Below are 17,445 nucleotides of genomic sequence, written 5' to 3' on the forward strand. Positions count from 1 at the left end.
CGGACGCCCGTGGCGCGGGGCCCTACCAGTCGTCCTCGCGGTCGGGGTCGACCTCGTTGACGGCCTCCGACTCGGCGGCCTCGCCGTCGAGGTCCCAGTCCTCGCGCGCGAGGAAGTTGCCGCGTTCGTCCCGCACCTCCTCGCTGATGCCCCGGGCCTCGGAGGTGTCGTCCTCGACGAAGGTGTAACCGGCGTCGTCGCCGGGGGCGTCCATGCGGCTCTCGGCCTCGGCGACCTCGCTCTCCTGCGGGTCGTCGCCCATGTCGCTGTCCACGTTGTAGGGCTGCTCGCTCACGGTGCCCCTCCTTTCCTCGTGACCGATGATCGCAGCAGGTCACGGCGTTGTGAAGGAAGGCGGTCCCGCTGCGCGCGGTGGGAGCCCCTCAGCGGCGGGTGTTCTCGGCCCGGCGCAGGCGCAGGGGGCGCAGGGCGGCCTCCAGGGCGACGCCGGCGTCCAACTTGCTCTCACCCTCGACCCGGTCCTCGAAGTGGATGGGGATCTCGACGAGCTTCTGGCCCCGGCGGTAGGCGCGGTAGTGCATCTCGACCTGGAACGCGTACCCGGTGCTCTGGATGCTGGGCAGGTCGAGCACGCGCAGGGCCGAGGCCCGCCAGATCTTGAACCCGGCGGTGACGTCGCGGACGGGCATCGACAGGACGGTCTTGACGTAGGCGTTGGCCCAGCCGCTGAGCATGCGGCGGCGCAGACCCCACTGTTCGGACAGGCTGCCGCCGGGCACGTAGCGGCTGCCGATGACCACGCCGGCGCCGGTGGAGTGCAGGGCGCCCAGGAGCTGGGGCACGTAACCGACGGGGTGGCTGAGGTCGGCGTCCATCTGGACGACGTAATCGGCGCCGCGGTCCAGGGCGTGGGTCATGCCCTCGACGTAGGCCCGGCCGAGGCCGTCCTTGTGCGTGCGGTGCACGACCGACAGGGGCCCGTGTTCGGGGCCGCCGAGCTCGGCGGAGAGCTTGTCGGCGATCTCGCCGGTGCCGTCGGGCGAGTTGTCGTCGACCACGACCACACGCAGGTTCGGCAGGTCCAGCGCCATGAGCTGGGCGACGAGCCTGGGCAGGTTCTCGGCCTCGTCGAAGGTGGGCACCACGACGGTCACGCGGGAGGAGGACCAGGGCTCGGGGAGGGCCACCGGTTCGGGGGTGACGCGCACCGGCCGGGTGGGGGGCTGTTCCTGGGGCGTCGGCTGTGCGGGCATGCGCGGCGGCTCCTGCCTGGTGGACGGCGTGGGCGGTGGGCGCCTGGACGTGTTCGGCGGACCTGGGCGGGGGGACAGCATCACGCGTGTGGTGCCCACCGCACAAGTGGCGTGGCCCGTAGGTTACGCGTTCGTTCCCGGCCCGAGTGTTCCGACGCGTCGGGTCAGTGGCCGCGTTCGCCGACGGCGACGGCGACGTGGACGAGGGCGCCGGTGTCCTCCAGGGTCATGAGGACCTCGGGGTCGGCGCCGTTGTCGGTGACCAGGTGGGCGATCTCCTCGGGGGCGACGGTGGGGACCATGGTGTCCGCGCCGACCTTGGTGTGGTCCGCGAGCACGACGGTCTCCTCGGCGCAGGACGACAGGGCGCGGTCGACGGCGGCCACGGCGGGGTCGGGGGTGCTCAGGCCGCGTTCGGCGCTGACCCCGTTGCCGGACAGGAACGCGCGGTTCACCCGCAGCGCGGCCAGGGTGGCCTGGGCCTCGGCGCCCACGAGCGCGCGCATGGGCCCGTGCAGGGTTCCGCCGGTCATGACCACACGCACCCCGGGGGCCGCGGCCAGGACCTCGGCCACCCGCAGGGCGTTGGTGACGACCGTGAGCTCGGTGTGCTGGAGGAGTTCGTGGGCCAGGGCCTCGGCGGTGCTGCCGGGCCCGAGGGTGACGGCGTCGCCGGGTCGGACCAGGCGGGCGGCGGTGGCGGCGATGGCGGCCTTCTCCGCCGCACACTGGTTGCTCTTGCCGGAGTAGCTCTGCTCGTGCCCCATGCGTCCGGGCAGGGCCACACCGCCGCGGCGCCGGTCCACGAGCCCCTCGGTCTCCAGGGCGCGCACGTCGCGGCGCACGGTGACCTCGGAGGCGTGCACCTGTGCTGCGAGGTCCCGCAGGGACACGGCCCCGTGTGCGCGGACGAGTTCGAGGATGCGTTCGCGGCGATCGGCGGCGAAGGCCGGTCGGTTCTCCTCGGCCACGTTGGTGGGTTCCCCGTTCTCGTCGCGTCCGGGCACGGTGGTCTCCCCGTGTCCGCTTGCGCTCCTAGAGTACGGAACCTTCCTGGTCCGGGCTGTGTTCGGGGTCGGAGGGGCGTTCGAGGAGGAGGGTCACCAGGACCACCGCTGTGAGCGCCACCAGACCGATGAACGCTCCGGCTCCGAACAGTACGACGACGGACATCGGGGCCTCCCCAGGGGACGGGCTGACCTGTCACCGAACGAATTCCCTGTTCGCGCCCGGCCCACACGCCCGTACACGTCTCGACTCGGATGCACAATTGAGGCATGAGCCCCGACCCCACACCGACACCACTGACCACCACGGTCTGGTGGGCGCACACCTCGGCGGCGAGCAGCCGGCTGGTGCGTCTGCTGGACGAGGGCGAACGCACGCGCAACGAGCGGTTCCGTCTCCAGGCCGACCGCGACCGGCACCTGCTGGGCCGGGCGATGGCGCGGTTGGCCCTGGCGGAGCTGTCCGGGTGCCCTCCCGAGTTCATCGCCTTCGACCTGCGCTGCCGTTCCTGTGAGGACAAGGAGCGTGCGGGCGCCGAACGCGACCGGAGCCCGCACGGCAAACCGTTCCCGATCGGCGCGGCGCAGGGCTGGGAGTTCTCGGTCAGCCACTCGGGCGAGTGGGTGGCCCTGGCGGTGACCGAGGGTGTCCCGGTGGGCGTGGACGTGGAGCGCGTGGCCCCGGCCCGCGACCTGGACGGGCTCGCGGGGTACACGCTGGCCGATCCCGAGCACCGGGCGTGGGCCGGCCTGGGCGAACCCGAGCGCACGGGCGCCTTCTACGGGTACTGGGCGCGCAAGGAGGCCCTGCTCAAGGCGACGGGTCTGGGACTGTCGGGGGGTCTGCGCCGGGTGACGGTGAGCGCGCCCCACGAGGCGGCCGAGTTCGTCTCCTGGGAGGGCGGCGGCGCCCCCGGGCCGGTGTGGCTGTCGGACCTGGAACGCGAGGCGGAGTACCGGTCGGCGGTCGCGGTGCTCACCGACCGGGCCGTGGACCTGCGCGTGCGCACGGCGCAGGAGACCGTCTCCGAGCTCCTGGCCGCGCGTTCCTGAGCGGTCAGGCCCCCTCGGCGAGGTGGCGGGAGACGACCAGGCGCTGGACCTGGTTGGTGCCCTCCACGATCTGCAGGACCTTGGCCTCGCGCATGTACCGCTCGACGGGGAAGTCGCGGGTGTAGCCGTAGCCGCCCAGGACCTGGACGGCGTCGGTGGTCACCCGCATGGCGGTGTCGGTGGCCATGAGCTTGGCCATCGCCGCGCGCTCGCCGTAGGGACGTCCGGCGTCGCGCAGTCGGGCAGCGGACAGGTACAGCTCGCGGGAGGCGGCGACCTGGGTGGCCATGTCGGCGAGGGTGAACCCCAGCCCCTGGAAGTCGCCGATGGGGCTGCCGAACTGGCGGCGTTCCCGGGAGTAGGAGACCGCGGTCTCGAGCGCGGCCTGGGCCAGACCCACGGCGCAGGCGGCGATGCCCAGGCGTCCGGAGTCGAGGGCCGACAGTGCGATGCCGAAGCCGCGGTTCTCCTCACCGACGAGCGCGTCGGCGGGCAGGCGCACGTCGTCGAAGAGCACCCCGGCGGTGGGTGAGGAGTTCATGCCCATCTTGCGTTCGGGCGCGGCCGCGGAGAGCCCGGGGGTGCCGGCGGGCACGTGCAGGCAGCTGATGCCCCTGCCCCCGGAGTCGGGGGCGCCGGTGCGGGCGAAGAGTGTGTAGTGGTCGGCACGGCCCCCGTGGGTGATCCAGGCCTTGGCCCCGTTGACGAGGTAACTGTCGCCGGTGTGCTCGGCGCGGGTGGTCAGGGCGGCGGCGTCCGATCCGGAGGTGGACTCGGACAGGCAGTACGCGCCCAGGGTGCTGCCGCCGAGCATGTCGGGCAGGAGGGCGGCGCGCTGTTCCTCGGTGCCGAACTCGGCGACGGGGTAGGCGGAGAGGCTGTGCACGCTCACGCCGAGGCCGACGGCGAGCCATCCGCGCGCGAGCTCCTCCACCACCTGGAGATAGACCTCGTAGGGCTGGTCCCCGCCGCCGTACTCGGACGGGTAGGGCAGGCCGAGGAGGCCGGCCTCGCCCAGGGTCGTGAAGACCTCGCGCGGGAAGGTGCCGTTCTCCTCGTCGTGGGCCGCGCGCGGCACGAGCTCCTTGTCGGCGAGCTCGCGGGTCAGCTCGAGCAGCTGCCGTGCCTCGGGTGTGTGCAGTTCGCGTTCGACCGCCATAGGTGCTCTCCAACGTCGCGCAGGACCCGCCCATTTTAATAGGACGTCCAACCATTATGGTGACGGACGGCACCATATCCCACCCCCGACCGGCACCTGCCTGGCGGGCCCACCGCCCACACACCCGGCCGCCGCCGAAGCCACGGGACGCACGTCTGTACACGGCGGTCCCGCGGGTCCTACATTCCACGCATGGACCTCGAACTCCGGCACCTCCGCACCCTCTGCCTGCTCGCCGACACCGGCAGCGTCACCAAGGCCGCCGCGGCGCTGGCCACGTCGCAGCCGGCCCTGACCACGCAGCTGCAACGCATCGAGCGCGAGGTCGGAGGGCGCCTGTTCCACCGGGGGCGCGCCGGGGTCGAACCCACCGAGCTGGGCGAGTTCGTGCTGGTGCGGGCCAGGTCGGTCCTGCTGTCGATGGACGACCTGCTGCACGACGTCAGCGCGCGGGGCGCCTCCCCCGCGACCCTGCGCGTGGGCGGGGTGGGACCCCTGACGGTGGAGCTCTCGGCGCGCCTGCCGGAGGTCTTCCCGCACGCACCGGTCCACGTGCGCACCGAGTACTCCCCCAAGCTGGTCACCGACCTGGTGCGGGCCGGACACCTGGATCTGGGCACGGCCATCGACTACGTGGACCGCGACCTGTCCACGGACGGCCCTCTGTCCTGGGCGATGCTCGCGGTGGAACCGCTGCACGTGGCGCTGCCGTCCGCACACCCCGCCGCCGGTGCCCCGGTGGTGGAACTGGCCGATCTGCGGGGTGCGCTCTGGGCGCTCACGCCGCCGGACGGGACCGGGTGGCCGGAGTGCTTCTACCTGGCCTGCCAGCACGCCGGGTTCACCCCGGAGGTGCCGTTCCGCCTGCACGACCGCGCGGAGATCCGCGAGCTGGTCGCGGGCGGGCGCGCGGTCGCCCCGTGCCGGCCCGACTTCGACGGCGGGGAGGGCGTCGTGGTGCGCCGGCTGGAAGGAGAACCGATCCAGCTGCGCCATCTTCTGGTGTGGCGGCGCGACGGTGTGGTGCAGCAGGCCGCGGACTCGATCGCCCGGCTGGCACGGGAGATCCTGGGCGCACCGCGGTCGTACGAGGGCGCCGGCGCCGCGCCGGGGTCGGCCGCCGGCTGATCAGCTGGCCGGCCCGACCACCCCCGCCTGGACGAACCAGCACATACCGAGCGGTAGGGTCCGTCACGCGTTCCCGGAGATCCGGCGACCTCTGCACCAGTGACGTTCCGTGACCACGGCTGCCCACCACCGTGGTGCCCGGAAGGGCACCGGTGCTTTACCCTTCAGTAACGTACTGGAGAGTAGGAGTTTCCCCCCGTCGTCCGCTCCCGAGCTACGTAACTCCTTTTCCCCCAGGGCGGCACACGCGCCCACCGAGAAGGCACGACCGAGTTCAGGACAACACATGCGACCACTGAGACTCTTGGCCACAGTGATGGCCGTAGCGGTCCTCGCCACCGCCTGTGGCGACGGCAGCGGGGGGTCGGACACCGACACCGACACCCAGGGCGTCACCGACGACGCCGTGGTCATCGGGACCCACCAACCGCTGACCGGCCCGGCCTCCCCCGGCTTCCGCAACGTCTCGACCGGCGCCCGCGCCGTCTTCGACTACATCAACGACAACGGCGGCATCCACGGACGCCGTATCGACTACCAGGTCCAGGACGACTCCTTCGACCCCGCCCAGACCATGGAGGCGACCGAGACCCTCCTGGAGGAGCACGAGATCTTCGCGATGCTCGGCGGCCTGGGTACCCCCACCCACGAATCGGTCATCGACGACCTCAACGACCAGGGCGTCCCGGACCTGTTCGTCTCCTCCGGCACCCTGCAGTGGGACCAGCCGGCGGTCTACCCCTACAGTTACGGCTTCCAGGTGGACTACACCAAGGAGGCCAAGATCCAGGGCGACTACCTGGCGGAGAACTTCGCCGGGGACGACATCGGCCTGCTGTACCAGAACGACGACGTGGGCCCCTCCACGCACGCCGGCATAGAGCAGTACCTCATCGACGAGATCGTGGCCTACGAGTCCTACGACCCCGGCGTCCCGGAACTCGCCGGGCAGGTCGCCGAGCTCAAGGCCGCCGACGCCGACGTCGCGGTGTGCTCCTGTGTGCCCGCCTACCTCGCCCTGGCCGTCACCGAGGCCGCCGCCATCGGTTACGAGCCCCAGTGGGTGGCGCCGTCCTGGAGCGGCGACGTCGCGGTGGCGACCGAGCTCATCGAGGAGCACGCGGAGGGAACCCCGGCCGAGAACATCCCGCCCGAGGCCTTCCTGGACGGGCTCATCATCACCGCGTTCCTGCCGATGGTCGAGCAGTCCGACGACCCGTGGACCCAGTTCTTCCAGGAGATCCACGACGAGTACAACTCCGGCACCGCCTTCACCGACACCACCGTCTACGGCATGGTGCAGGCCGTGCTCTTCGCGCAGCTGCTCATGGAGACCGGCCCCGACCTGGGCCGCGAGGCGCTCCTGCAGACCCTGGAGGAGCACGACCTCGAGGGTCCGGGCCTCGTTCCGTTCGAGGCGACCGAGACCGACCACAGCGGTTACGCGGGTGTCATGGTCGTCCAGCACAACGCGGGCGAGGACCCCGAGGTGCTCCAGGAGCCGATGATCACCGACAGCGACGGCGGCGAGATCACCGACTTCGACCTCGACCGGCCCGACCCCGAGGACGTCGAACTGTTCAACTGACCGGTTCGCGGTACGGCGCTCAGACGGCGTCCGGCGGGGTGGACGACCCGCGCCGGGCGCCGTCGCCGTACCGGGACCAGAGCCACCAGCCCAGTCCCACGAGCGCGGCCAGGACGGCGGTGGCGATCATGGCGGGCCTGCCGTAGTCCGAGCCGCCCGCGCCCACCAGGACGAACGCGGCGGTCACCGGGATGCTGCCCACGAACGTGCCCAGGACGAAATGCCACGTGCGGATGCGCGTGAGTCCGAAACCGTAGTTGATGGCCTGGTACGGGATCACCGGGATCAGCCGTAGCTGGATGGCCGCGAGCAGGCCGCGGTGGTCGGCCAGCGCGTCGAGCTTGCCGCGCACACCCTCGGGCAGCCGGCTCGCGACCGCCTCGCCGGCCACGTGCCGGGCGAAGAGGAACTGCACGAGCGCGGAGAGCACGCCGCCCACGGTGGCCAGGAACAGGCCCGCACCCATGCCGAAGAGGAGTCCGCCGGCGACGTTGAGCGCCGGGCGGGGCAGCAGCGCGAAGACCGCGACGACGTACAGGCCCAGGTAGAGCAGGGGCCCGCTCATGGCGGCCGAGTCCACCCAGTCCTGGATCTGGTCGAGGCTGGGGCCGTAGAAGACGGCCCACACGAAGAAGACGAGCCACAGGGTCACCAACCCTGCCTTCAACAGGTGCTCCCCGCGTGCGCCCTTGCCCCAGATGTCCACCGCCCCAGGGTAGGGCCTGTTCGGAAGGCATCGGCCGTGCGGAGGGCCGTCTCACCTCAGCGGCGTTCGAGGCGGGGGAAGACGACCTTCTTCAGCACGATGGTCAGCGCCGCCACCGTCGGGATCGCCAGCAGGGCGCCGACCAGTCCCATGAGGGCGCCCCCGACCAGAGCCGCGGTGATGTTGGCGCTGGGGTGCACGTCCACCGCTTGGCGCATCACACGGGGCGAGATCACATAACTCTCGATCTGTTGGTAGACGAGGAAGAACACCAGCGTCACCACGCCGATCACGGGCCCGTGGGTGAACATCGCCAACGTGGCCACCAATGAGCCCAGCGTCGTGCCGATGAGCGGGATCAACGCCGTGACCGCCACGATCACCGCCAGGGTGAGCGCGTAGGCCGACCCCGCCGCCCACAGGTACAGGAACGCGACCACCCCGCCGATGGCCGCGACGAGCAGCTGCCCCGCGATGAAGTCGCCGATGCGCTGCACGATCTCGTCGCCGATCCTGCGGACCCCTGCCCGGCGCGAACGCGGCACCAGACGGTAGGTCATGTCCATGATCCCGGGCAGCGACGCCATGAAGAACAGCGTCAGGACCAGGACGCTGAAGATGGCGAAGAGGGAGTTGAAGACCACCTGCCCGACGCCCACCAGCCCGCCGAAGACCTGCTGGCCCACCTGCGGGTCGACGACCGCCTCCTCCGCCCGTTCGAGCACGTCGAAGCGCTCGTCCACGTTCTGGAAGAACCGGGTCTCCTGCAGCGCGTCGATGGTGCTCGGCAGGTTGGTGACGAAGGTGGTGACCTGGTCGGCCAACGGCGGCATCATCATCCACACGAACGCCGTCACGAGGGCGATCAGGAGCAGGCACACGGTGAGGATCGACGCCCACCGCGGCATGCGCAGCTGCCTCCGCAGGGTCTCGATGAGGGGGTTGAGGCCCACGGCGAGGAACAGCGCCACGAGGATGTAGACCAGGACAGTACTGACCGCGGCCAGGGCCTCACCGAGCAGCCACGCGGCCAGGACCCCGAGCGCGCCCACGAACCCGAGCAGGAAGTAGTTGGGGTGATGGGGAGGACGTGGTTCCCCATGGCCCTGGTGGACCAGGTCGGTACCGCTCACGTGCCGTCCTCCGGCGGGGCCAGGGGCAGCCGGATGGTGAAGACCGCCCCGCCCAGCAGCAAGCTGTGCCCGGCGGTGAGGGTGCCGCCGTGGCCCTGCACGATCTCGCGGGAGATGGGCAGGCCGAGACCGCTGCCGCCCGGATCGCGTTCCTTGGACTCGTCCAGGCGGGAGAAGCGTTCGAAGACCCGCTCACGGTCCTGCTCGGGGATGCCCGACCCATCGTCGTGCACTTCGACCACGGCGGTGTCCCCGTCCTTGCGCACGTAGACGTCGATCCGGCTGTCCATGTGGCGTTCGGCGTTGGCGACCAGGTTGGTCAGGACCCGCACGATGCGCAGCCGGTTGACCTGGACGGGAACGGGTTCGGGGGTGTGGATGCGCAGGGCGGGGTAGCGGCGGTGGTCCGAGAACTCGCCCGCGACCACCTCGGCGAGGTCGGCCGGTTCGCGCCGGGCGGGCTCGCCGGTCTCCACACGGGCCAGTTCCAGGAGGTCGTTGACGATGTTCTCGAGGCGTTCGGTGTCCGAGAGCAGGCCGGTGAGCAGGCGTTCGCGGGCGCGCAGGTCGGGGTCGGGGTCGGAGAGCTCCACCTCGAGCTTGGTGCGCATGCCGGTGATGGGGTTGCGCAGTTCGTGCGAGGCGTCGGAGACGAAGCGGCGCTGACGGGTGACGGAGGACTCCAGCTGCTCCAGGCTCTCGTTGGCGGTGTGGACCAGCTCGGCGATCTCGTCGCCGGTGCCGGAGTCCGGGAGGCGCCGGTGCAGGTCGCTGGCGCTGATGCGCTCCATCTCGGCGCTGATACTGCGCACCGGGCGCAGGGCCCGGCCCACGCCGTACCAGATGACGAACCCGGTGCCCACGGTCAACAGGCCGGCGGCACCCACGAGCACGAGATCGAGGAGGTTGGTGGCCAGGAACCCGGGGGTACGCGACGCGGCCAGAACGGTGACGTCGTCCCCGTAGGCGGAGTCCGGGACCTCGTAACCCACGACCAGGAAGCATTCGTCCTCTCCCCCGCCGGCGATGTCTCCGCACACCGGCGTGGAGATACGGCGATCGTCACCCTCGGGTTCCTCGTCCGTGATGGGGGCCTGGCCACGCAAGGCGTCGCTGGACGCGAGAACTTCGCCGCTCTCGTGGTCGACGACCTGCATACGTGTGATCGGTTCCGAGACCGGAATGGTGTTGCCATAACGCTCAGTAGCCACATGCGCGGCCATCTCGCGCGCGGCCGCGTCAGCGCGGTCGATGTTCTGTTCCCGGGCCAGATCCCGGATCAAGACCGAGGACACCACCAGGATCACACACATGAACAGGGCGAACGCGAGCACTGCACCGGTCGTGACACGCGCTCGGATCGAACGTGGGCGCATCCTCCCCCACGTCCGGCCGGCGCGCTCGTTCCCCTGTGACACCCGCCCATTGTCACTCAGTGCAACCACGTTGCCGGGAACGTGGGGCGGTGTGGCGGGCCCCGCTGGGACGGCGGCCCGCCCGTGGACTCACTCGTAGGGGTCGGGCGGGTCGGTGACCTCTTCGCGCTCCTCGACCCGGAACTGGTGGTCGCTGACGTCGGAGAGCTCACCCTCGGGTTCGACCCAGGACCCGCGGACCGTCCACCAGCTGTCCGCCTCGGGCGCCGGCCCGTCGTCGACGACCTCGACCCGGTTGACCACGGCGTCGGCGGCGCAGCAAGCCATCTGCAGGCGGGCGAGGTACCACCCGTCGCCTTCCTCGTCGGGCACCGCGAACCCGGTGAGCTCGATGTCGCGGCCGGCCATCTCGCGGTCCTCGTCGATCCAGGCCCGCATGACGAACTCCTGCACGGCCATGGACACGGTCTCCCCCGCGTCGGCCTCGGTGAGCGCGTCGTTGAACCCTCCGGAGCTCTGTTCCTCGGGCGGGGGCCCGGACGAACCGCCGGTCGACTCCACGGTGTAGGACCCCAGCGCCGGGGGTGCGATCACGAAGACGGCGAACACGGGCAGGAGCAGGAGCCAGGCGACCTTGGGGGCGCGGGAGTGGTCGTGCCCGTGTCCTCCGTCGCCGTACTCCTCGGCCACGGCGCGATCGTGTTCGCGTGCGCCGTCGAAGGCCGCTCCCCCGTCCGGCTCTGCCCCGTGGGCGTGCTCGGGGGTGGCCTCGCTCTGGTCCAGCGCCGAGCTCTCGCCGCGCAGTTCGGCGACGATGACGAGCACCCCGAGGAGCACGGTGACGGCACCGGCCCCGACGAGGAACGGGCCGAAGCCTGCCTTGACCCAGTTGAGGTAGAGGTTGGTGGGGACGGTCGCGGTGAGGGCGGCCGCGCCGAGCAGGACGAGGGTGAGCCCTTGGGCGATGCGGTTCACAGGAGGAGCCCTCCGATCAGGAACGTGCTGGCGAGCCCGACGACGAGACAGATCGGGGCGAAGCGGGCCACGAAGCGCCATCCGAAGACGCCGGCCTGCATGGCGATGAGCTTGAGGTCCACGATGGGGCCGATGACCATGAAGGCGAGCTTGGCGGTGGGCGAGAAGTCGGTGAGGCTGACCGCGACGAACGCGTCGGCCTCCGAGCAGATGGACAGCAGGATCGCCAGCAGCGCCAGGACCAGGACCGAGATGATCGGCGCCTCGGCCACGGCCAGCAGCCACTCGCGCGGCACCATGACGTTGAGGGTGGCCGCTGCCAGGGCGCCCACGACGAGGTAACCGCCGGCGTGCATGATGTCGTGCAGCATCGACTCGCGGAAGATCTGCCAGCGGGAGGCCCCGGGCGCGTGGGTGCGCGAAGGCAGCTTCAGCCAGTCCGCCTTGCCGAAGCGCACCCAGATCCACCCGATGACCACCGAGGCCAGGAGCCCGGCCACGAAGCGGGCGAGCACCATCTCGGGCTGTCCGGCGAAGGCCACCGCGGTGGCGATCATGACGATGGGGTTGATCGACGGCGCGGCCAGCAGGAAGGTCAGCGCCGCCGCGGGAGCGACACCGCGTTTGATGAGGCTGCCGGCGATGGGCACGGACGCGCACTCACAGCCGGGGAGCACGGCCCCGGAGGCGCCGGCGACGGGGACGGCCCGGCCGGCGTTCTGCGGGATGAACTTGCGGTAGACCGAGGCCGGCACGAACGCGGTGAGCACCGCCGACAGCGCCACACCGAAGACCAGGAACGGCAGGGCCTGGAAGGCGATGGCGGTGAAGATCGTGGCCCAGGCGAGGAAGGCCTGGTCGGTGAGCTCGTCGGTGAGCCAGGCGTGGGCCATGGCCATCGCGGTGATCAGGAGTGCGAACAGCCAGACTGTGCCGGTTCTGCGGCTGCTGGTGCGGCGCCCCCAGTCGGCGGGGGGCAGTTCGTCTCGGTCGCTCCAGCCCTGGGCGATGCTGTCACCCAGGGCGGACGGGGGTGTGGCGTCGGCTGACGTCCGGTCGGACACGGCGGGTCTCCGTGGGGGTCGTGCGGGAACTCGGAGCATCGTATCGAAAACGGTTTTCGATTGCGTCCCGCACGACCCCTCCTGTGGACAGGGTCACCTGATTCCGGTGCTGCCCGTCCCCTCGTCCCCGTCGCGCCCCTCATCCTCGCCGGTCTCACCCGGCTCTTCACCGGGACCGGCCCCCTCGGCCCCGGTCCCGCCGACGGGCGAGGCACCGGCGGCCCCGCCGCTTCCGGACGTTCCGGGGTCCTCGGCCGCGGGCGTGGCCTCGGGGTGCAGGGCCTCGGCACCGTCGTGGCCGCGCTCGACCTCGGTGTCCAGGGCGTGCCAGGACCCCTCGTCGGCCTCGGCGGCAGGGTCGCCGGGGGCCAGGGCCTCGCTCCGTTCGACGTCGTCGGGGAGGTGGCCGTGCGCCGGACCCCACGCGGTGACGTTCTCCAGGTCCGGCATCTTGGCGAGCGTGAACTGCGGGTCGAGCCCGTACCGGAGCTGGCGGCTGTAGTCGGACAGCAGGCGGAACGCGACCGGGGCCAGCAGGGCGAGCGAGACCAGGTTGGCCGTGGCCATCACACCCATGGAGATGTCGGCCAGGCTCCAGACCACCGTCAGCGGGGCCACGCAGCCGATGAAGACCGCCGCAAGGACCGCGTACCGGAAGTACGTCATGTGGCGGTGCTCGGCGTCGAGGAACTGCAGGTTGGCCTCGCCGTAGTAGTAGTTGCCCAGGACCGAGGTCCAGGCCAGCAGGAACATGATGACGGTCAGGGCGTGCAGCGACCAGCCGCCCAGCGAGGCCTGCAGCGCCTCCTGGGCGACGACGATGCCCTGGTCGCTCCCGGGGTCGTAGACCGAGCCGTTGATGAGCACGATGAACGCGGTCACCGAGCAGACGAGCCAGGTGTCGAAGTAGACGCCGAGCGACTGCACCAGGCCCTGCTTGGCGGGGTGGGAGACCGAGGCGGTGGCGGCGGCGTTGGGGGCCGAACCCAGACCGGCCTCGTTGGAGAACATCCCGCGGCGCATGCCCTGCACGATCGCGGCGCCCACACCGCCGGCGGCGAACTCGCGGACCCCGAACGCGTGGCCGAAGATGTCGCCCAGCACGCGCGGGACCTGTTCGATGTTGAGCACGACCACGGCCACGCCCAGCAGGATGTAGAGGATCGCCATGAGGGGGACCAGCCCCTGGGCGACGGTGGCGATGCGGCGCACGCCCCCGAAGATGACCGCGGCGGTCAGCAGGACCAGGCCGATCCCGATGAGGGCGTTGAGCCAGAACCCGCTGCCGCCCCCGGCGTACTCCACGGAGGTGCTGATGGCACCCGCGACGCTGTTGGCCTGTACCGAGTTGAAGACGAGGCTGAAGGTGACGGTGATGACCACGGCGAAGAGCACGCCCATCCAGCGTCGCTTGAGGCCGTAGAGCATGTAGTAGGCCGGGCCGCCGCGGAACCCGGTGGCGGTGCGCACCTTGTAGAGCTGGGCGAGCGTGGACTCCACGAACGCGGCGGCGCCCAGGACCCCGGCCATGAGCCACATCCAGAACACGGCGCCGGGCCCGCCCAGGATGATGGCGAGGGAGACACCGACGATGTTGCCGGTGCCCACACGCGAGGCCGCCGAGAGCGCGAAGGCCTGGAAGGAGGAGATCTCCCGTCCGCCGTCGGGGGCGACGCCGGGGCTGCTCCGCAGGACGCGGAACATCTCGGGGAACAGCCTGAGCTGGACGAAACCGCTGCGCACGGTGAAGTAGACGGCCAGCACGACCAGGAGCGGGATGACCAGGAAGCTCCAGAACAGGTCGTTGAGGCCCACGAGCAGGTCGTTGAGGACGTTCACGCATTCCCCTTCAGGTGGCGTGCCGGTCCCGAGTGCGGGAATCGGGGTTTTCCCGCAACTGTCCTCGCCCTCTCACGTCGGTCCGGGCCGGAACACGCGAATGCGCGGTAAAGGAGCGCAAAACACCGCTGGGACAGGCGAAGGGCCCGCCCCCGGCTGCTGCCGGGAACGGGCCCCTGCTCGTACTGCGTGCCCGGGCCCCTCCCGCCGGAGCGGGGCGGGGCCCTGGGTCCCCCTAGCGGGGGGCGGAGTCGAAGCGGTCGCGACGGTCGCCGCGGTAACCACCGCGGTTGTCGCCACGGTAGCCGCCGCGACGGTCGCCGCGCGGGCCACCCTCGCCACGGGGGCCGCCGTCGCGGTCGCCGCGGTAACCGCCCTCACGGCGGTCGCCCCGGTTGCCACCGCGGTGTCCGCCGTCGCGGTCGCCCCGGTAACCGCCGCGCTTGCCGCCGCGGTACCCACCGCCGCCGCGGTAGCCGCCGCCACCGTTACGGCGCGGGCCGCCGCGGCCGCGGCGGGGACGCTCGGGCTCGGGCGGCTCGACCCACGGCTCACCGGAGGGCTCCTGCGCCCCGGTCACGCGGGTGAGCAGCTCGTCGCCCGGGTTGACCAGGTGCTGCTTGGCGTCGACGCCGGCGTCGTTGATGAGGCGGCGGGCCATGCGGCGCTGGTTGGGCTGGACCAGGGAGACCACCGAACCGGAGGAACCGGCGCGGGCGGTACGGCCGCCGCGGTGCAGGTAGTCCTTGTGGCCGGTGGGCAGGTCGACGTTGACGACCATGTCGATGCCGTCGACGTGGATGCCGCGGGCGGCGACGTCGGTGGCGATCAGCGCCTGGATCCGGCCCTCGCGGAACTTGGCCAGGGTGCGGGTGCGCACGCTCTGCGTCTTGCCGCCGTGCAGGGAGGCGCAGGGGACGCCGAGCTGGACGAGCTGCTCGCTGATGGTGTCGGCGCGGTACTTGGAGCGCACGAACAGGATCGTGCGGCCCTCGCGCGCGGCGATCTGCGAGACGATCTTGTTCTTGTCGCGGGGCAGCACCTTGAGCAGGTGGTGCTCCATGGTGGTGACCTGCGAGACGGGCGGGTCGACCGAGTGGGTGCGCGGGTTGTTCATGTACCGGCGCACGAGCTTGTCGACGTCACCGTCGAGCGTGGCGGAGAACAGCAGGGTCTGGCCGTTCGGCTGGACCTGGTCCAGGAGCTCGCTGACCTGCGGCATGAAGCCCATGTCGCACATCTGGTCGGCCTCGTCCAGGACCGAGATCTCCACGTCGCTCAGGTCGCAGGCGCCCTGCTCGATGAGGTCGGTGAGGCGGCCGGGGGTGGCGACGAGGACGTCGACACCGCGGCGCAGTTCGTTGATCTGGCGGGTGTAGGAGCTTCCGCCGACCACGTCGCCGACCCGCACGCCGAGCACGCGGGCGTAGCCGCGCAGGGCGTCGCGCCCCTGGTGGGCGAGTTCGCGGGTGGGCACCAGGATCAGGGCCCGGGGGCGGTTGGCGGCGGCGCGGCGCTCGGCGGCGCGCATCAGGACCGGCAGGCCGAAGGCCAGGGTCTTGCCAGATCCGGTGCGGCCACAACCGAGGACGTCGATGCCTTCGATGGCGTCCGGGATGGTGGCGGCCTGGATCGGGAACGGCTTGGTCACACCGTTCTTGGCCAGCGCGTCGACAATGTCCTGCGGGAGACCGAGGTTGTCGAAGGCAGGCTCTACGGCAGTGTCCGTCAAGTGACGTGTACCTTCCTCATAGTCCGGCGGCGTTTCGAGGAAGGCTCCGCACAGACCGAACGGCCTCGACGAAGAAATCACACAAACGCGCCTGAGATCGCACGCGGAAACGGGCCCCGTTCATCACAGGGCTCTGCGCTCACTCGGGGTGACAAGCGCGGCGCCGAATTCGTCGGCGACGCCTCTTTCCGCGTCTGGGCGGCCTGGCGCGCTCGGATGCGCACGACTGTCGATGACCGCCTGTGGCAGCGTACTAGAGATCCCCCGGGAACGGGGACGGGACGGGCTTTTTCCACCGGTGATACGGGTCTCTTCGCCCGTCCCGCACGGGGTTCAGGACTGCGCGGCCATGGCACGGGCCAGGGCGGTGAGCCGGCCGATCTGCGCCTTGCGTTCGGCGGCCGACTGCTCCTCGAGGGTGTGGTCGGGGGCGCCCTGGAGGAGGGCCTTGGTGGCGGTGGCGGCGTCGGCGTCGACCTCCAGGAGTGCGGAGACGGCGTCGGAGACCGCGCCCTCGAGCTCGTCGGCGGGCACGACGAGGGTGGCCAGGCCGAGCTCGCGGGCCTCCTCGGCCTCGACGCGGCGGGCGGTCAGGCAGATCTCGGTCGCGCGGTGCACGCCGACGATGTCGACCAGGGGCTTGGTGCCGGTCAGGTCGGGCACCAGGCCCAGGGCGGGTTCCTTCATACAGAACTTGGCGTCGTCGGCGAGGATGCGCAGGTCGCAGGAGAGCGCGAGCTGGAACGCGGCCCCGATGGCGTGGCTGCGCACCGCGGCGACGGTGACCAGGTCGGGGCGGCGCAGCCAGGTGAAGCCCTCCTGCAGCTCCGCGATGTAGGAGTCCAGGTCGGCCTCGTCGGCGGAACCGTCGGCCAGCCCGGCCACGATCGAGCGCTCGCCGTCCACACCCTCGGGCGTGAACATCTTGAGGTCGATGCCGGCGGAGAAGATGTCGCCCTTGCCGGCGAGCACCACGACGCGCACGTCCTCGGGCAGGGTCCGGCCGATGCGCGCCATGGCGGCCCAGGTGCGCCCGGTCATGGCGTTGCGCCGTTCGGGGCGGCTGATGGTCAGGCGCGCGACGGGCCCGTCCACGGTGAGTTCGAGCCCGGCCCGGCCGAGCTCCTCGTCGGTGGGCAGGGTCTCGGGCGCGTTCGGGTCCTGTGCCATGGTTCCTCCGTGGTCTGGGTCGGAGCCACGACAATACTCCCCAGTAACATGGGGCGCAGCGGCGCACCCGCCCGCGTGGTCAGGCGGTGCGCGTGTCCCCGCCGCGGCCTCGCAGTTCGGTTCCGGTCCCCTGCAGGCGCCGGCGCACGTAACTGTAGGAACGGCCGGTCGCCGCGCACAGCGAGCGGATGCTCTCGCCGGCGTCGTAGCGGCGCCTGAGCTCGGCGGCCAGTTCGTCCTCGCCCTCGGCCGAGACCGGCGCACCCCTGCGGGGAACCTCGTCCACGCGCCCTCACCCCTT

17 protein-coding genes are annotated in these 17,445 nt (G+C 71.4%); 3 read left to right on the top strand and 14 right to left on the bottom strand.

Translation table 11 applies throughout. From position 1 onward, the window contains the following. Window positions 1–22 precede the first annotated feature (22 nt). The 4 genes from IDM40_RS20610 to IDM40_RS20625 all read right to left on the bottom strand — a co-directional run bounded on the left by IDM40_RS20610 (window position 23) and on the right by IDM40_RS20625 (window position 2,387). Complete coding sequence (locus IDM40_RS20610; RefSeq protein ID WP_193123672.1) at window positions 23–295, bottom strand: hypothetical protein; 273 nt, start codon at window positions 293–295, stop codon at window positions 23–25. Window positions 296–383: 88 nt separating this feature from the next. Beyond that, window positions 384–1,214: a polyprenol monophosphomannose synthase gene (locus tag IDM40_RS20615; RefSeq protein WP_193123673.1), complete on the bottom strand. Its 831-nt coding sequence runs from the start codon at window positions 1,212–1,214 to the stop codon at window positions 384–386. A 164-nt stretch (window positions 1,215–1,378) separates the two neighbouring features. Continuing rightward, window positions 1,379–2,185, bottom strand: coding sequence for a DeoR/GlpR family DNA-binding transcription regulator (locus IDM40_RS20620; protein ID WP_193123711.1), 807 nt, complete (start codon window positions 2,183–2,185; stop codon window positions 1,379–1,381). A 64-nt stretch (window positions 2,186–2,249) separates the two neighbouring features. Continuing rightward, the gene (locus IDM40_RS20625) at window positions 2,250–2,387 is read right to left on the bottom strand and encodes a hypothetical protein (RefSeq protein WP_017613308.1); all 138 of its coding nucleotides are present in this window, start codon (window positions 2,385–2,387) and stop codon (window positions 2,250–2,252) included. 104 nt (window positions 2,388–2,491) lie between these two features. Here IDM40_RS20625 and IDM40_RS20630 point away from each other — a divergent pair, with 104 nt between their 5' ends. After that, window positions 2,492–3,274, top strand: a complete 783-nt coding sequence (locus IDM40_RS20630; RefSeq protein WP_193123674.1) for a 4'-phosphopantetheinyl transferase family protein — start codon at window positions 2,492–2,494, stop codon at window positions 3,272–3,274. A 4-nt stretch (window positions 3,275–3,278) separates the two neighbouring features. Here the strand turns inward: IDM40_RS20630 and IDM40_RS20635 are convergent, their stop codons facing one another. Continuing rightward, window positions 3,279–4,433 (bottom strand): acyl-CoA dehydrogenase family protein, encoded by a 1,155-nt coding sequence (locus tag IDM40_RS20635; protein ID WP_193123675.1) that lies wholly within the window; start codon window positions 4,431–4,433, stop codon window positions 3,279–3,281. A 192-nt stretch (window positions 4,434–4,625) separates the two neighbouring features. On the opposite strand from IDM40_RS20635, the gene IDM40_RS20640 reads away from it, so the two are divergent. Then, window positions 4,626–5,561 (top strand): LysR family transcriptional regulator, encoded by a 936-nt coding sequence (locus tag IDM40_RS20640; protein WP_193123676.1) that lies wholly within the window; start codon window positions 4,626–4,628, stop codon window positions 5,559–5,561. Window positions 5,562–5,847: 286 nt separating this feature from the next. Next, window positions 5,848–7,149, top strand: coding sequence for an ABC transporter substrate-binding protein (locus tag IDM40_RS20645; RefSeq protein WP_193123677.1), 1,302 nt, complete (start codon window positions 5,848–5,850; stop codon window positions 7,147–7,149). A 19-nt stretch (window positions 7,150–7,168) separates the two neighbouring features. On the opposite strand, the gene IDM40_RS20650 is transcribed toward IDM40_RS20645, so the two are convergent. The 9 genes from IDM40_RS20650 to IDM40_RS20690 form a co-directional block, all read right to left on the bottom strand. Continuing rightward, window positions 7,169–7,855 (bottom strand): TVP38/TMEM64 family protein, encoded by a 687-nt coding sequence (locus tag IDM40_RS20650; protein WP_193123678.1) that lies wholly within the window; start codon window positions 7,853–7,855, stop codon window positions 7,169–7,171. A gap of 56 nt (window positions 7,856–7,911) precedes the next feature. Next, complete coding sequence (locus tag IDM40_RS20655) at window positions 7,912–8,988, bottom strand: AI-2E family transporter (protein ID WP_193123679.1); 1,077 nt, start codon at window positions 8,986–8,988, stop codon at window positions 7,912–7,914. After that, entirely contained in the window at window positions 8,985–10,364 is a 1,380-nt protein-coding gene (locus tag IDM40_RS20660) for a sensor histidine kinase (protein WP_193123680.1), read from the bottom strand. Before IDM40_RS20660 ends, IDM40_RS20655 begins: the two co-directional genes overlap by 4 nt. A gap of 129 nt (window positions 10,365–10,493) precedes the next feature. Beyond that, window positions 10,494–11,339, bottom strand: coding sequence for a TIGR03943 family putative permease subunit (locus IDM40_RS20665; protein ID WP_193123681.1), 846 nt, complete (start codon window positions 11,337–11,339; stop codon window positions 10,494–10,496). Continuing rightward, window positions 11,336–12,403: a permease gene (locus tag IDM40_RS20670; RefSeq protein ID WP_193123682.1), complete on the bottom strand. Its 1,068-nt coding sequence runs from the start codon at window positions 12,401–12,403 to the stop codon at window positions 11,336–11,338. Before IDM40_RS20670 ends, IDM40_RS20665 begins: the two co-directional genes overlap by 4 nt. 93 nt (window positions 12,404–12,496) lie before the next feature. After that, on the bottom strand, window positions 12,497–14,242 hold the full coding sequence (locus IDM40_RS20675; RefSeq protein ID WP_193123683.1) for an amino acid carrier protein: 1,746 nt from the start codon (window positions 14,240–14,242) through the stop codon (window positions 12,497–12,499). Between the two features lie 235 nt (window positions 14,243–14,477). Continuing rightward, complete coding sequence (locus IDM40_RS20680) at window positions 14,478–15,974, bottom strand: DEAD/DEAH box helicase (protein WP_193123684.1); 1,497 nt, start codon at window positions 15,972–15,974, stop codon at window positions 14,478–14,480. Between the two features lie 333 nt (window positions 15,975–16,307). Then, window positions 16,308–17,144 (bottom strand): enoyl-CoA hydratase/isomerase family protein, encoded by an 837-nt coding sequence (locus IDM40_RS20685; protein WP_193123685.1) that lies wholly within the window; start codon window positions 17,142–17,144, stop codon window positions 16,308–16,310. Between the two features lie 79 nt (window positions 17,145–17,223). Then, window positions 17,224–17,430 (bottom strand): helix-turn-helix domain-containing protein, encoded by a 207-nt coding sequence (locus tag IDM40_RS20690; protein ID WP_193123686.1) that lies wholly within the window; start codon window positions 17,428–17,430, stop codon window positions 17,224–17,226. Window positions 17,431–17,445: the final 15 nt, after the last annotated feature.

The sequence above is a fragment of the Nocardiopsis coralli genome, assembly GCF_014892575.1.
In the GTDB taxonomy this organism is placed as follows: domain Bacteria; phylum Actinomycetota; class Actinomycetes; order Streptosporangiales; family Streptosporangiaceae; genus Nocardiopsis; species Nocardiopsis coralli.

What these genes read in the sequence shown, in the direction of transcription:
- IDM40_RS20615 (WP_193123673.1), bottom strand. Translation starts at nt 1,214, where the DNA reads ATGCCCGCACAGCCGACGCCCCAGGAACAGCCCCCCACCCGGCCGGTG.
- IDM40_RS20625 (WP_017613308.1), bottom strand. Translation starts at nt 2,387, where the DNA reads ATGTCCGTCGTCGTACTGTTCGGAGCCGGAGCGTTCATCGGTCTGGTG.
- IDM40_RS20630 (WP_193123674.1), top strand. Translation starts at nt 2,492, where the DNA reads ATGAGCCCCGACCCCACACCGACACCACTGACCACCACGGTCTGGTGG.
- IDM40_RS20635 (WP_193123675.1), bottom strand. Translation starts at nt 4,433, where the DNA reads ATGGCGGTCGAACGCGAACTGCACACACCCGAGGCACGGCAGCTGCTC.
- IDM40_RS20640 (WP_193123676.1), top strand. Translation starts at nt 4,626, where the DNA reads ATGGACCTCGAACTCCGGCACCTCCGCACCCTCTGCCTGCTCGCCGAC.
- IDM40_RS20645 (WP_193123677.1), top strand. Translation starts at nt 5,848, where the DNA reads ATGCGACCACTGAGACTCTTGGCCACAGTGATGGCCGTAGCGGTCCTC.
- IDM40_RS20660 (WP_193123680.1), bottom strand. Translation starts at nt 10,364, where the DNA reads ATGCGCCCACGTTCGATCCGAGCGCGTGTCACGACCGGTGCAGTGCTC.
- IDM40_RS20685 (WP_193123685.1), bottom strand. Translation starts at nt 17,144, where the DNA reads ATGGCACAGGACCCGAACGCGCCCGAGACCCTGCCCACCGACGAGGAG.